This window comes from Actinomadura sp. ATCC 39365, assembly GCF_054392275.1.
Window position 1 is genome coordinate 8,680,467 of record NZ_CP184335.1, and the last position, 12,074, is coordinate 8,692,540.

Annotated in this window: 15 protein-coding genes; 3 read left to right on the forward strand and 12 right to left on the reverse strand. The window is 71.8% G+C overall.

Translation table 11 applies throughout. The annotated features are described in order from the left end of the window. Positions 1–36: 36 nt before the first annotated feature. The 3 genes from ACNF49_RS41910 to ACNF49_RS41920 form a co-directional block, all read right to left on the reverse strand. Positions 37–801, reverse strand: a complete 765-nt coding sequence (locus ACNF49_RS41910) for a DsbA family protein (protein WP_357968166.1) — start codon at positions 799–801, stop codon at positions 37–39. Next, complete coding sequence (locus ACNF49_RS41915; RefSeq protein WP_357968163.1) at positions 773–1,282, reverse strand: MauE/DoxX family redox-associated membrane protein; 510 nt, start codon at positions 1,280–1,282, stop codon at positions 773–775. Before ACNF49_RS41915 ends, ACNF49_RS41910 begins: the two co-directional genes overlap by 29 nt. A 144-nt stretch (positions 1,283–1,426) precedes the next feature. Beyond that, the gene (locus ACNF49_RS41920; RefSeq protein ID WP_357968161.1) at positions 1,427–2,266 is read right to left on the reverse strand and encodes a helix-turn-helix transcriptional regulator; all 840 of its coding nucleotides are present in this window, start codon (positions 2,264–2,266) and stop codon (positions 1,427–1,429) included. 106 nt (positions 2,267–2,372) lie between these two features. Between ACNF49_RS41920 and ACNF49_RS41925 the strand changes: the two genes are divergently transcribed. Next, positions 2,373–4,100 carry a glycoside hydrolase family 35 protein gene (locus ACNF49_RS41925; RefSeq protein ID WP_482941235.1) on the forward strand — a complete coding sequence of 576 codons (1,728 nt, stop codon included), beginning with the start codon at positions 2,373–2,375 and terminating at the stop codon, positions 4,098–4,100. 82 nt (positions 4,101–4,182) lie between these two features. Here ACNF49_RS41925 and trpA read toward each other — a convergent pair whose 3' ends face one another. The 9 genes from trpA to ACNF49_RS41970 all read right to left on the reverse strand — a co-directional run bounded on the left by trpA (position 4,183) and on the right by ACNF49_RS41970 (position 10,698). After that, positions 4,183–4,977, reverse strand: coding sequence for a tryptophan synthase subunit alpha (trpA, locus tag ACNF49_RS41930; protein WP_357968156.1), 795 nt, complete (start codon positions 4,975–4,977; stop codon positions 4,183–4,185). Positions 4,978–5,062: 85 nt separating this feature from the next. Then, complete coding sequence (gene trpB, locus ACNF49_RS41935; RefSeq protein WP_482945656.1) at positions 5,063–6,286, reverse strand: tryptophan synthase subunit beta; 1,224 nt, start codon at positions 6,284–6,286, stop codon at positions 5,063–5,065. Positions 6,287–6,306: 20 nt separating this feature from the next. Further along, positions 6,307–7,146, reverse strand: coding sequence for an indole-3-glycerol phosphate synthase TrpC (trpC, locus tag ACNF49_RS41940; RefSeq protein ID WP_125630391.1), 840 nt, complete (start codon positions 7,144–7,146; stop codon positions 6,307–6,309). 119 nt (positions 7,147–7,265) lie between these two features. Continuing rightward, positions 7,266–7,697: a DUF2752 domain-containing protein gene (locus ACNF49_RS41945; protein WP_357968154.1), complete on the reverse strand. Its 432-nt coding sequence runs from the start codon at positions 7,695–7,697 to the stop codon at positions 7,266–7,268. A gap of 19 nt (positions 7,698–7,716) precedes the next feature. Beyond that, positions 7,717–8,289: a CD225/dispanin family protein gene (locus ACNF49_RS41950; protein WP_357968152.1), complete on the reverse strand. Its 573-nt coding sequence runs from the start codon at positions 8,287–8,289 to the stop codon at positions 7,717–7,719. A gap of 144 nt (positions 8,290–8,433) precedes the next feature. Beyond that, positions 8,434–9,201 (reverse strand): DUF4190 domain-containing protein, encoded by a 768-nt coding sequence (locus ACNF49_RS41955; RefSeq protein ID WP_498703361.1) that lies wholly within the window; start codon positions 9,199–9,201, stop codon positions 8,434–8,436. A gap of 44 nt (positions 9,202–9,245) precedes the next feature. Further along, positions 9,246–9,968, reverse strand: a complete 723-nt coding sequence (locus ACNF49_RS41960; RefSeq protein WP_482941238.1) for a TIGR02234 family membrane protein — start codon at positions 9,966–9,968, stop codon at positions 9,246–9,248. 11 nt (positions 9,969–9,979) lie between these two features. Then, positions 9,980–10,315 carry a phosphoribosyl-AMP cyclohydrolase gene (gene hisI / locus ACNF49_RS41965; protein ID WP_357968144.1) on the reverse strand — a complete coding sequence of 112 codons (336 nt, stop codon included), beginning with the start codon at positions 10,313–10,315 and terminating at the stop codon, positions 9,980–9,982. A gap of 8 nt (positions 10,316–10,323) precedes the next feature. After that, entirely contained in the window at positions 10,324–10,698 is a 375-nt protein-coding gene (locus tag ACNF49_RS41970) for an STAS domain-containing protein (RefSeq protein WP_482941239.1), read from the reverse strand. 142 nt (positions 10,699–10,840) lie between these two features. Here ACNF49_RS41970 and ACNF49_RS41975 point away from each other — a divergent pair, with 142 nt between their 5' ends. Both ACNF49_RS41975 and ACNF49_RS41980 read left to right on the forward strand, forming a co-directional pair. Beyond that, the gene (locus ACNF49_RS41975) at positions 10,841–11,677 is read left to right on the forward strand and encodes an MEDS domain-containing protein (protein ID WP_357968139.1); all 837 of its coding nucleotides are present in this window, start codon (positions 10,841–10,843) and stop codon (positions 11,675–11,677) included. Positions 11,678–11,681: 4 nt separating this feature from the next. Next, complete coding sequence (locus tag ACNF49_RS41980) at positions 11,682–12,059, forward strand: ATP-binding protein (RefSeq protein ID WP_357968137.1); 378 nt, start codon at positions 11,682–11,684, stop codon at positions 12,057–12,059. Positions 12,060–12,074 lie beyond the last annotated feature (15 nt).

Consider the following 12,074-nt stretch of genomic DNA (forward strand, 5'->3'; position numbering starts at 1 on the left):
TAGGGGCATGTCAGGTGAGGGTAGCGCAGCCTGCGGCTACTTGGCGGCCTTCGTGACCGCATCGCGAAGTTGCTGCGGCGAGAACGCCGCCTCGCCGATGCTGGTGCCGTTGAGCTTCACGGTGGGCGTGCCCTCGATCGCCTGCTGTCCCATGATCTTCGTACTGTCGGTCAGCACGGCGGGAGCGTGCTTCTGGGACGTGACGCAACTCTCGAAATCGGGCGAGGTGACCCCGGCCTCCTTGCCCCACTCGACGAGCTGGCCGGTCTTGAACCCCTCGACGGTCTCGGCCGGCTGGTTCTTGTAGATCAGGTCGTGGAAGGCCATCCACTGCTTGCCGTCGGCGACGCAGCGGGCGGCCGCCGCGGCGCGTACGGAGTTGCCCTTCGTCGGCTCCCTGGAGAAGATCGTGATGGGATGGAAGACGACCTTGGCCTTGCCCTCGGCGGCCAGGTTCTTGAACGTCGAGCCGCTGACCCGCTCCAGCTCCTTGCAGACCGGACACTGGAAGTCCTCGTAGATGTCGACCACCGGCTGGGTCACCCCCGCCTGGGCCATCACCGCGCTGCCGTCGGGCTGCAGGGTGATCGGCGCGAGCGCGGCGCCGGCCTCCTCCGACTTGGAGGAGCTGATCGTGTACCACGCGCCGAGGCCGACCGCGGCCACCGCGACCACGGCCGCCGTGGTGTAGGTCACCAGCTTCTTGCGCTTCTCCTGGGCGCGGGCGGCGGCCTGCTGCTCTCTGATCTTCTCGCGCGCCGACATGTTCCGGTCAGACTTGGTGCGCTGCGCTTTGCTCATCCTCGATCTCCTCTTCGTCACCTGTGTCCTCCTCGGCACCCGCCAGTCCGAGCGCCCCGTCGAGGGCGAACCGTCCCGGCGGGAAGCGGGCTGTCCATGCGCCGAGCAGCACCAGGCCGAAGTCGCGCAGGATGTCGAGCAGGTAGGCCGGCTCTTGTCCTGTCTCCAGCTGGCCGCCGCCGCCGAAGCAGCCGCAGTCGATCCGCAGGCCGTGCGCCCAGGCCCAGGCGATGCCGAACACGAAGGCGAACATGAGCAGCGCGGCGATCACCGCTGCCACCCTGGTCAGCAGACCGACGACCAGGAGCACGCCGACGACGATCTCCAGGATCGGCAGGACGTAGCCCACCATCTCGGCGATCGACTCGGGCAGCAACTGGTACGCCTTGACCGCGACCACGGAGTCGGACGGATTGCCGATCTTCAGCGCCCCCGCCGCGATCAGCACGCCCCCCAGGATCAGCCGGGCGACGGTCGTCACCCAGGGTATCGCCGATCTGCCGTTGTGTGACGGTTGTGACGCGGCCACGGGTGATCTCCTCTTTCTCTGCGCCGGGAATGCGCACAGTACCGGGACATCATCCGATCACGCTCGGGATAAGCGTCGGCTAAGGCAGAGTCCCGTTCATGAAATGGTAGGAAGTCCACGATACTGCTGCGCCCGGAATTCGCTCGGCGGCAGACCGGCGCGGCGGGTGAACAACCTGGTGAAATAGGCCGGGTCGTCGTAGCCGACGCGGCGGGCCACGGCGGCGACCGGCAGGTCCGTGCCGGCCAGCAGGTCCTTGGCCCGGTTGAGCCTGATCGACAGCACGTAGTCCTTGGGGCTGCATCCGGCCAGCCGGCGTACGGCGCGGCGCAGCTCGGTCAGCGGCATGCCGAGGCGCCTGGCGTGCTCGGCGACCGGCACCGGCAGGCAGGCGTCCCTGGCCAGCCCGGCCAGCACCGGGTCGCCGTAGGGGTCCTCGTCGGCGCGGCTGCGCCTGAGGGCGACCAGGACCTCGTGCACGATGGCCGAGGTCTCCACCTCCAGGTACGGGCCGCCCCTGCGGCACGCCTGGGCGATGCGGCCGATGGCGTGGGCGGCCGGTTCCGCCGTGGTGAGCGGGGTGACCGGGTTTCCGGCGTCCACGAAGCCGAGGTCCTGGTAGGCGGTGGCGGCGGGGCCGGTGAAGTCGACGAACCACTCGTCCCAGCCGGCCTCGTCGGGCGCGTAGTGGTGGCGTACGCCGGGCAGGAGCCAGATGACGGCGGGCGCGACGACGTCGACGACGGGCCCCTCACCCTGGCAGAACCAGCCGCGGCCCGCGGTCACCAGGACGGCGACGTGGTGCTGCAGGGTGCGCGGCCCGACCGTGGGCAGCCGTCCCTCCTGGCGCCCGACGCCGAGGCACACCAGGCCGAGCCCGCGGTGGGCGGGCGCCGGGGTCAGGTACTGCATCCACTTGTCGTAGGGCGGGGTCATCCGGTCTCCGCGGGTGAGTCCAACAGGTTGTCTGGGTTTGTCCATGGCCGTTGACCTGCGGTCTTGGCAGGGTTGCGGGGCGCGAAATCCTATCGGAGGAAGAGTTATGGGTGTTTTCTCGGTCGAGAACGGAGTGTTCCGGCTCGACGGTACGGAGTTCAGGGTGTTGTCGGGCGCCATGCACTACTTCCGGGTGCATCCCGGGCAGTGGCGGCACCGGCTGGCGATGCTGCGGGCGATGGGGCTGAACACCGTCGAGACGTACGTGCCGTGGAACCTGCACGAGCCGCGCAGGGGCGAGTTCCGCCGGATGGAGGAGCTGGGCGCGTTCCTGGACGCGGCGGCCGAGGAGGGGCTGCTGGCGATCGTACGGCCGGGGCCCTACATCTGCGCCGAATGGGACAACGGCGGCCTGCCCGCCTGGCTCACCGGCCGGATCAGGACCTGCGACCCCGAATACCTGGGCCACGTGGACCGTTTCTTCGACCGGCTGCTCCCGCAGGTCGTCGAGCGGCAGGTGACCCGCGGCGGCAACGTGATCATGGTCCAGGTGGAGAACGAGTACGGCTCCTACGGCAGCGACCTGGCCTACCTGCGCCACCTGGCCGACGGCCTGACGGCCAGAGGCGTCGAGGTGCCCCTGTTCACCTCCGACGGCCCGGCCGACTGGTACCTGACCGGCGGCACCCTGCCGGGCGTGCTGGCCACGGTGAACTTCGGCTCCGACCCCGACCGGGCGTTCGCCGCGCTGCGCGAGCACCGGCCGGACGACCCGCCGTTCTGCATGGAGTTCTGGTGCGGCTGGTTCGACCACTGGGGCCACAAGCACATGACCAGGGACGCCGGTGACGCGGCCGCCGTCCTGGAGCGCATCCTCGAGCTCGGCGCGTCGGTGAACCTCTACATGGCGCACGGCGGCACCAACTTCGGCACCTGGGCGGGCGCCAACCAGGCCGGCGAGCGGGCGATGGGCGACTGGCGGCCGACCGTGACCTCCTACGACTACGACGCGCCGATCGACGAGCGCGGGGCGCCGACCGAGAAGTTCTGGCGCTTCCGCGAGGTGTTGTCGCGGTACGCGGGCGAGCCGCCGGCGGTGCCGCCGGTCCCGGCCGTGCTGCCGCCGGCGACGTTGCGGCCGGTCCAGTCGGTGTCGCTGGGCGACGCGCTGGAGGCGGTGGCGGGGGCCGAGGTGAGCGCGCCGGTGCCGCCGTCGTTCGAGGAGCTGGGGCTGGAGCACGGGCTGGTGCTGTACCGGGGGGAGGTGCCGGGGCCGCGCGGCGCGTACCGGCTGCGGCTGCCCGGCCTGCGCGACCGGGCGCACGTGTTCGTGGACGGCCGGCTCGCCGGGGTGTTCGAGCGCGACGCCGAGGAGCCGGAGGTGACGGTGTCCGGCCCCGCCACGGTGGAGCTGCTGGTGGAGTCGATGGGGCGGACGAACTACGGGCCGCTGACCGGCGAGAGCAAGGGCCTGACCGGCGGGGTCCTGCACCACCAGCAGTACCTGAACGAGTGGAGCGCACGGCCGATCCCGCTGCAGGACGTCTCCGCGGTGCCGTTCGCCGACGGCTCGCCGGCCGGGCCCAGGTCGTTCTTCCGGTTCGTCCTGGAGGTGGACGAGTCCGCCGACACGTTCCTCGCGCTGCCCGGCTGGGGCAAGGGGTACGTCTGGGTGAACGGCTTCTGCCTGGGCCGCTACTGGGACCGCGGCCCGCAGCGCACCCTCTACGTCCCGGCCCCGCTGCTGCGCGCCGGGACGAACGAGATCGTCGTCCTGGAGCTCGACCAGGTGGGCCCGGCCCTGGAACTACGTACGGAACCCGACCTGGGCTGACCCCGGCGGCACGGTGAGCGAAAGGCGCGTCCCCCACTCGGGAACGCGCCTTTCGCGACGATCGGGACAGCCCGGAGAAGGCTCAGCGGCGCACGCCGCGCGCCATGTCACCGGCCAGCGCCATGATCGACTCGCGACCGGCGGCCTCGTCGGGCGCGTCGAGGATGCGGCGGATGAACGCCGACCCCACGATCACGCCGTCGGCGTAGCGGGCCACCTCGGCCGCCTGCGCGCCCGTGCCGACGCCCAGGCCCACGCACACGGGCAGGTCGGTGTGCGCGCGGGTGCGCTTGACCAGGCCCTCGGCCGCCGAGTTCACGCTCTCCCTGGCGCCTGTGACGCCCATCAGCGAGGCGGCGTAGACGAAGCCGGTGCAGCAGTCGACCACGGCCTTGATGCGCTCCTCCGTGGAGCTGGGCGCCACCAGGAACACCGTGTCGATGCCCGCCGCGGCCGAGGCGGTGCGCCACGGCTCGGACTCCTCCGGCGTCAGGTCGGGCGTGATCGTGCCCACGCCGCCCGCGTTGGCCAGGTCACGGGCGAACCGGTCGGCGCCGTAGCGGTCGATCGGGTTCCAGTACGTCATGACGAGCGTGGCGGCCCCCGTGGCGGCGACCCCCTCGACGGTGCGCATCACGTCGGCGATGCGGGTGCCGTTGACCAGCGAGCGGTGCACCGCGTCCTGGATCGTCGGCCCGTCCATGAGCGGGTCGGAGTAGGGCAGGCCGATCTCGATGACGTCGCAGCCCGCCTCGACCAGGGCCGCGGCGGCGGCGATCGCGCCGTCCTTGGACGGGAAGCCGGCAGGCAGGTAGCCGACGAGCGCGGCCCGGTTGTCCGCCTTCGCCTTGGCGAAAACCGTCTGAAGAGTCGTCATGTCTGTCCGTTTCGAAGGTCGAGTCCCACCATGATGCCCTGCCGCAGGCCGTCTCACGGTCACCCGCGCCGCGCGGCCGAGGGCGTCAGAGGTTGAAGTACTTCATGGCGGTGCCCATGTCCTTGTCGCCGCGGCCGGACAGGTTGACCAGGATCGTCGACCCGGCTCCGAGCTCGCGGCCCAGCTTCAGCGCGCCCGCCAGCGCGTGGGAGGACTCGATGGCCGGGATGATGCCCTCGGTCCTGGCCAGCAGCGAGAACGCCGCCATGGCCTCGTCGTCGGTGATGCCGTGGTAGGTGGCGCGGCCGGAGTCCTTCAGCCAGGCGTGCTCGGGGCCGACGCCCGGGTAGTCGAGCCCGGCCGAGATCGAGTGGGACTCGATCGTCTGGCCCTCGTCGTCCTGGAGCACGTACGTGCGCGAGCCGTGGAGCACGCCCACCGAGCCGGCGGTGAGGGTGAGCGCGTGCTCGCCGCTCTCCAGGCCGTGACCGGCCGCCTCGTAGCCGTGCAGGGCCACGCCCTCGTCGCCGATGAAGGCGTGGAAGATGCCGATGGCGTTGCTGCCGCCGCCGACCGCCGCGCACACCGCGTCAGGCAGCGCGCCGGTCAGCTCCAGCATCTGGCGACGGGCCTCGACGCCGATGATGCGGGCGAAGTCGCGCACGATCTCGGGGAACGGGTGGGGGCCGGCGACGGTGCCGAACAGGTAGTGGGTGGTGTCGACGTTGGTCACCCAGTCGCGGAACGCCTCGTTGATGGCGTCCTTCAGCGTCTTGGAGCCGTTGTGGACGGGCACCACGGTGGCGCCGAGCAGCTTCATCCGGGCCACGTTGAGCGCCTGGCGCTCGCAGTCGACCGCGCCCATGTAGATGACGCACTCCAGGCCGAGCAGGGCGGCCGCGGTGGCCGTGGCCACGCCGTGCTGGCCGGCGCCGGTCTCGGCGATCACCCGCTTCTTGCCCAGGCGCCGGGTCAGCAGCGCCTGGCCGAGCACGTTGTTGATCTTGTGCGCGCCGGTGTGGGTGAGGTCTTCCCGCTTGAGCACGATGCGCGCGCCGCCGGCCTCCTGGCTGAAGCGCGACACGTCGGTCAGCGTGGTCGGCCGGCCGGCGTAGGTGCGCAGCAGGTGGTCGAACTCGCGCAGGAACTCGGGGTCGGTCTTGGCCTTGTCGTAGACGGCGGCCACCTCGTCGAGCGCAGGGATGAGCGCCTCGGGCACGTAGCGGCCGCCGAAGATGCCGAACTTGCCGTGCAGGTCGGGGTCGTTGCCGTACGCGGCGCCGCCGGCCAGGTCGGCGGCGCTGAGGATGGAGCCTTCGTTAGCCACTGCTATCCCTCTGCTGAGTGGTCGGGGCGCGTCGACGGGTGAGCGCCGGCGGTCACCAGCGCCTCCACTGCCTTGCGCGGATCCTTGCCGGTGACCAGGCTCTCCCCCACCAGGACGGCGTCGGCGCCACCCCTGGCGTAGGCGAGCAGGTCGTGCGGGCCGCGCACGCCCGACTCGGCGATCTTGATCACATTATCCGGGATCTTCGGCGCCAGCTTCGCGAAGACGTCGCGGTCGACCTCAAGAGTCTTCAAATTACGCGCATTGACCCCGATGACCCGCGCCCCGGCGGCGACCGCCCGCTCCAGCTCCTCCTCGGTGTGCACCTCGACCAGCGGGGTGAGCCCGATGGACTCGGCCCGCTCGATCAGCGACACCAGCGCCTCCTGCTCCAGGCAGACGACCATCAGCAGCGCCAGGTCGGCCCCGTGGGCGCGGGCCTCCCAGAGCTGGTAGGAGGTGAGGATGAAGTCTTTACGCAGAATGGGGATGTCGACGCGGGCGCGGACGGCCGCAAGGTCCTCCAGGCTGCCCCCGAACTTGCGCCGCTCGGTCAGCACGCTGATCACGTGGGCACCGCCGGCCTCGTAGTCGGCCGCCAGCGCGGCGGGGTCGGCGATGGCGGCGAGCGCGCCCTTGGACGGGCTCGACCGCTTGACCTCGGCGATCACCGAGATCCTGTCACCCCCGAGGGCGGCCATCGCGTCTCTGGGCCCCTGGGCCCGCTCGGCTCGCCGCTTGAGCTCGTCGATCGACACGGCCTGCTGACGTGCGGCGAGATCGGCGCGCACCCCTTCGAGGATGTCGTCGAGGACACTCGGTCCTTCCGTCCGCTCACTCACGCGCTTGGGGTCCCTCCGGTTGACAGTGGGGGTGGCAGAGAGTTCGCCTCGCGTCCGCTCTCGGCCTTGTCCTGCGATGGTATCGGCCCCACCGGGGTCACCTCGCCACAGGGCCCGTACTACGGCGCGAGGAACGCCCCGAAGGGGAGGTTTCGGACGACCCAGTAGACCATCACAACCGTGAGGAAGGCCCACAGCCACGCCGGATGGGCCAACGTGGTGCGCCGCGGCCTGCCCTGCCACGCCCGTACGACCCACCGGCCCCACCAGAACAGCAGGAACGGGATCATGGCGACGGCCAGCGGATTGAGCCCGAGGGCGGCCAGCGGGTCGAGGTGGGCCAGCGCGTGGACGGTGCGCAGCGTGCCGCAACCCGGGCAGTAGAGACCGGTGACCCACAGGAACGGGCAGGTCGGGTAGTGGCCGGGCTGGTTGGGGTCGACCACGCCGACCACGCCGAACACGGCCCCCGCCGCGGCCGCAACACCGAGCGGCGCGAGCAGGCCCTTCAGCCGCCCCGTCCCCCGCCGCCCGGTTGTTGCGATGTCCATGCTTCCAGTATCCCGTCCGTCAGTACGAGCCGTAGCTGCTCGTCGAGGCGGCGAGCAGCACGAACACCACCACGTAGAAGATGATGAGCAGGACGATGGCGATGGCGCCGAAGATCAGGCTGCGCTTCCACCAGGTCTTGGCCTCCTCGGCGGCCTGCATGGCGCCCTGGATGTCGCCGACCTGCCACTTGGAGTTGACCTGCGACGACTTCACGATCGCCACGATGCCGAGCGGCAGGCAGCAGAACAGGGTGGTGAGGATCGCCGGGACCAGCTGGTTGTCCGGCGGGGTGCCGCCGCCGCCGGGGCCGTAACCGCCACCGGGGTAGCCACCGGGCGGCTGCCCGTAACCGCCACCAGGGGGCTGGCCGTAGCCGCCACCGCTCGGGGGCTGCTGGCCGTAGCCGCCGCCGGGGGGCTGCTCACCATAGCCGCCGCCACTCGGGGGCTGCTGGCCGTAGCCGCCGCCGTAACCGCCGCCGCTGGGCGGCTGCTGGCCGTAGCCGCCACCACCGCTCGGCGGCTGCTGCCCGTAACCGCCGCCGGGCGGCTGGGCGCCGTAACCGCCGTCGCCCTGGTTTCCGTAACTCATGCTCGTGACTCCTCATGTCGTCAGCGTGAAGCGAGTTGCGCGCGGCAGCCTAGCGATAAAGCTTCCCCTACGTGGACTAACGCCCACGTTGCGGACAATTCGTAATCACACCGCAAGCGGGGCGTCACGCTGCGCCCCGCCCGTTCACGAGTAGTCGCTGACGGAGGCCGCCGAGCCGATGCCGATCAGGGTCAGCCAGAACCCGCCGAAGAGGATCCAGAAGAGCACGAACAGCACGACCATGATGTAGGAGGTCACCAGGCCGCCCATGGCCATGCCCTGCCCCTCCTCCCCCGAGCGCTTGATGCGGTTGAGCGCGATGTGGCCGAGGATGACGCCCACGATGCTGGTCGCGCCGCAGGTGATCAGGCCGACGATGCCCAGGATGAGCGAGGCCACCGCCATGCCGTTGGTGGAGCGGGGCTGCTGCGGCGCGCCGTACTGGCCGTAGCCGGGCTGGCCGTAGCCCTGCTGACCGTAACCCTGTTGTCCGTAGCCGGGCTGGGCGTAACCGCCGCTCGGGGGCTGCGGCTGCTGGCCGTAGCCGAGGGGCTCCTGGGGGTAGCTCGGCGGCTGCTGGTTGTAGCCGTAACCGCCGCCGCTGGGCGGCTGCTGGCCGTAGCCGCCCCCGCTGGGCGGCTGCTGGCCGTATCCCCCGCCGTTCTGCGGCTGCTGGCCGTAACCCCCGCCGCTCTGCGGCTGCTGACCGTAACCCCCGCCACTCTGGGGCTGCTGGCCATAACCCGGGCCCTGGCCGTGGCCGCCGCCGGTGGGCGGCTGCTGGCCGTAGCCTCCGCCGGGGGCTGCGCACCGTAGCCCCCGCTGCCGCCCTGGTCCCCGTAGCTCATGAGCCTGGCTCCTCTTGTCTTTTGGCGAGTTGCAACGGCAGCTTATTGAGAAAACGTTTGCCAAGCAGACAGAGGTTCAGAACCGTGGAGATTTCGTAACTACCGACCTCAGCGGCGGTCCGGGGACTCCGTCGGGTCGTCGCCGCGGTCGAGCGCGTCCCACAGCTCGCGGTCCTCATGGTGCCTGCGAGCCGTGGCCGCGACCGCGCCTGCCCCCTCGCCGGCCCGCTCGCCCGTCGCGTCGGCCGCCCTGTCGTAGCGCGACGACATGCCCGCCCACCTGCCGCCGCGCACCGCGGCCAGCACACCGCCGGCCAGGAGCAGGAACGCGCCGAGCCCGGCCACGACCGGCCACCCCGGCACCGGCTCCCAGGGCAGGCCGGCCACCGCGCGGACCGCGTTGTGCTCGCGCAGCCAGCCGGTCACGGTGGCCGAGGCCAGCCCCGCCCACGTGCCCGCCGCCGCGCCCGCGCCGCAGAGCGCGACCAGCGCGCCGACGACCCGGCGCCCGGCGCCCTTGGTCGCCAGCACGGCCACCACGCCCGCCAGCCCCGCCAGCCCCAGCGGCGAGAGCACGGGGCTCAGGTCGCCGCCGGTCGGCGCGACCGCGTCGGCGGCCTGCGCGCCGAGCACCCGCACCCAGACCTGACCGGCCGCCAGCAGCACCAGGCAGCTGCCCAGGACGGTCAGCGCCAGCCACGCCCACAACTCGCGCCGCCCGTTCCCGGAACCCTTGCCGGAGACCTCACCGGACGCCGTGCCGGACGCCGTGCCGGAGACCTCACCGGACGCCGTGCCGGACGCCGTGCCGGACGCTGCGTCGGACGCCATGTCGGGGGCCACTAACCGAGCAGACCGGCGTCGAAGCAGGTGCGGTCGCCGGTGTGGCACGCGGCGCCGACCTGGTCGACCTTGAGCAGGATGGTGTCGCCGTCGCAGTCGAGGGCCACGCTCTTGACGTGCTGGACGTGCCCGGAGGTGTCGCCCTTGACCCACAGCTCGTCGCGGCTGCGCGACCAGTAGGTGGCCCGGCCGGTGGTGAGCGTGCGATGCAGCGCCTCGTCGTTCATCCAGGCCATCATGAGCACCTCGCCGGTGTCGTGCTGCTGGGCGATGGCGGGCACGAGGCCGTCCGGGTTGCGCTTCAGCCGTGCGGCGATCTCGGGGTCGAGGGACATGGTGCCATTCAACCAGCCCGCCCCCGTGCTCCCGCCTCCGGCTGGGCCAGCGCCTGCGACAAGGTGTCATGGATCGGGAACAGGGCCGCCAGGTTCGTCCTGCGCAGCCGCCGCAGCACCTGGCCGTCGGAGGCCACCAGCGCCATCGTGCCGTCCCTGTCGCGCAACGCGGCGAGCTGGCGCACCAGGACCCCGAGCCCCGTGGTGTCGATGAAGGTCAGCCCGGTCAGGTCGACCACCAGCCGCGTGCCGTCGGCCGCCACCGCCTCGTCGAGGCACCTCCTCACCCGGGCGACGTTGTCCACGTCGACCTCGCCCGTGAGGGCGACCACCACGATGTCCCCGTGCCTGCTGTGCGTCGTCTCCAGAATGTCCACGCCCATGCCTTTCATGACCCTTCCTGGGCGGCCCCGCCGAAAACGTACACCGGCGAGAACGGGTAACGGTGTGTTTTGCCGAGAACGCGCTACGTGATCGCGGGCATCACGGTAATTTCTAGGCGACGCGTGCTAGGGAGGACACATCGTGGTGCACGTCGCGGGCTCGGTCCTCGACCCGGATCTGGGGGACCACGTCTGCCTGCCGTTCGAGGGTGAGCGGGAGCGCATGACGACGACCAGGCAGTTCACACTCAACGGGCTGCGCCGCCGGACCAAGGTGGTGATCATCACCCATGCGGAGACCCCGGAGCGCACCCGGGGCTGGCTGGCGCCGCTCGTCCCGGGGTTCGACGACGCCGAGGCGGCCGGGCAGGTGGAGATCCTGTCCTGCGCCGACACGCACTTCACCGACGGCCGCCTCGACCCCGACCGCCTGCTGCACGGCCTGGCCGACGCCCACCACCGGGCGCGCAGGCACGGCCAGCACGGCGTCTACGCCCTGATCGACGCCTCCTGGGGAGCGCGCGACGCGCAGGCCCAGGCGGCGTTCGAGGCCGCCGCCAACGAGCTGTTCGGCGAGCGCTGGCTGGCCGCGGTGTGCCAGTACGACCGCGAGCTGTTCCCCCTCGACGCCATCGAGCGGGCCACCGCGGTGCACCCCATCGCGCCCGAGCAGGCCCTGCTGCGCTTCGCCAACACCTCCTCGCCGCCGGGGCTGCGGGTGTGGGGCGACGTCGACCTCACCAACAGGCCGGCGTTCGGCTCGGTGTTGTCGCCGCTGGAGAAGGAGCCGGGGCAGGTCGTGATCGACGCCTCCCACCTCGACTTCATCGACGCCGGCTCGGCCCGGCTGCTGACCGTCACGGCCGCGGCCAGGCCGTCCGGCTCGACCGTGGTCGTCTGCGCCGAGCGGGTGGCCCGGGTGCTCCGGCTGGTCAGGGCCGACTCGCACGTCGTCGTCCGCCGGGTGGGCGATGGGTAGGCAGGTGCTCCGAGCGACCTTCGCGCGCGGGCGCATCACGTTCCTGCGCAGGGCCGTGGCCGAGCAGGCCGCCTACGAGGGGCTGAGCGGCCGGCGGCTGGAGGACTTCGTGCTGGCGGTCAACGAGGTCACCACCAACGCGGTCCTGCACGGCGGCGGCCAGGGGCGGCTGCGGTTGTGGTCGGGCGAGGGACGGCTGTGGTGCGAGGTCACCGACCAGGGCCCGGGGCTGCCGCCCGGCTGGATGGGCGAGGCGCGCCCGCCCGCGGGGCTGGAGTTCCGCGGGCGGGGGCTGTGGCTGACCCGGATGTTGTGCGACCACATCACGATCGTGTCCGGTCCCGCGGGCACGAGCGTGACGTTCGCCGCCGCCCTCGACTAGGAACGCGCGTCCAGG

What these genes read in the sequence shown, in the direction of transcription:
- ACNF49_RS41910 (WP_357968166.1), bottom strand. Translation starts at nt 801, where the DNA reads ATGAGCAAAGCGCAGCGCACCAAGTCTGACCGGAACATGTCGGCGCGC.
- ACNF49_RS41920 (WP_357968161.1), bottom strand. Translation starts at nt 2,266, where the DNA reads ATGACCCCGCCCTACGACAAGTGGATGCAGTACCTGACCCCGGCGCCC.
- ACNF49_RS41925 (WP_482941235.1), top strand. Translation starts at nt 2,373, where the DNA reads ATGGGTGTTTTCTCGGTCGAGAACGGAGTGTTCCGGCTCGACGGTACG.
- trpA (WP_357968156.1), bottom strand. Translation starts at nt 4,977, where the DNA reads ATGACGACTCTTCAGACGGTTTTCGCCAAGGCGAAGGCGGACAACCGG.
- ACNF49_RS41945 (WP_357968154.1), bottom strand. Translation starts at nt 7,697, where the DNA reads ATGGACATCGCAACAACCGGGCGGCGGGGGACGGGGCGGCTGAAGGGC.
- ACNF49_RS41950 (WP_357968152.1), bottom strand. Translation starts at nt 8,289, where the DNA reads ATGAGTTACGGAAACCAGGGCGACGGCGGTTACGGCGCCCAGCCGCCC.
- ACNF49_RS41960 (WP_482941238.1), bottom strand. Translation starts at nt 9,968, where the DNA reads ATGGCGTCCGACGCAGCGTCCGGCACGGCGTCCGGCACGGCGTCCGGT.
- hisI (WP_357968144.1), bottom strand. Translation starts at nt 10,315, where the DNA reads ATGTCCCTCGACCCCGAGATCGCCGCACGGCTGAAGCGCAACCCGGAC.
- ACNF49_RS41970 (WP_482941239.1), bottom strand. Translation starts at nt 10,698, where the DNA reads ATGGGCGTGGACATTCTGGAGACGACGCACAGCAGGCACGGGGACATC.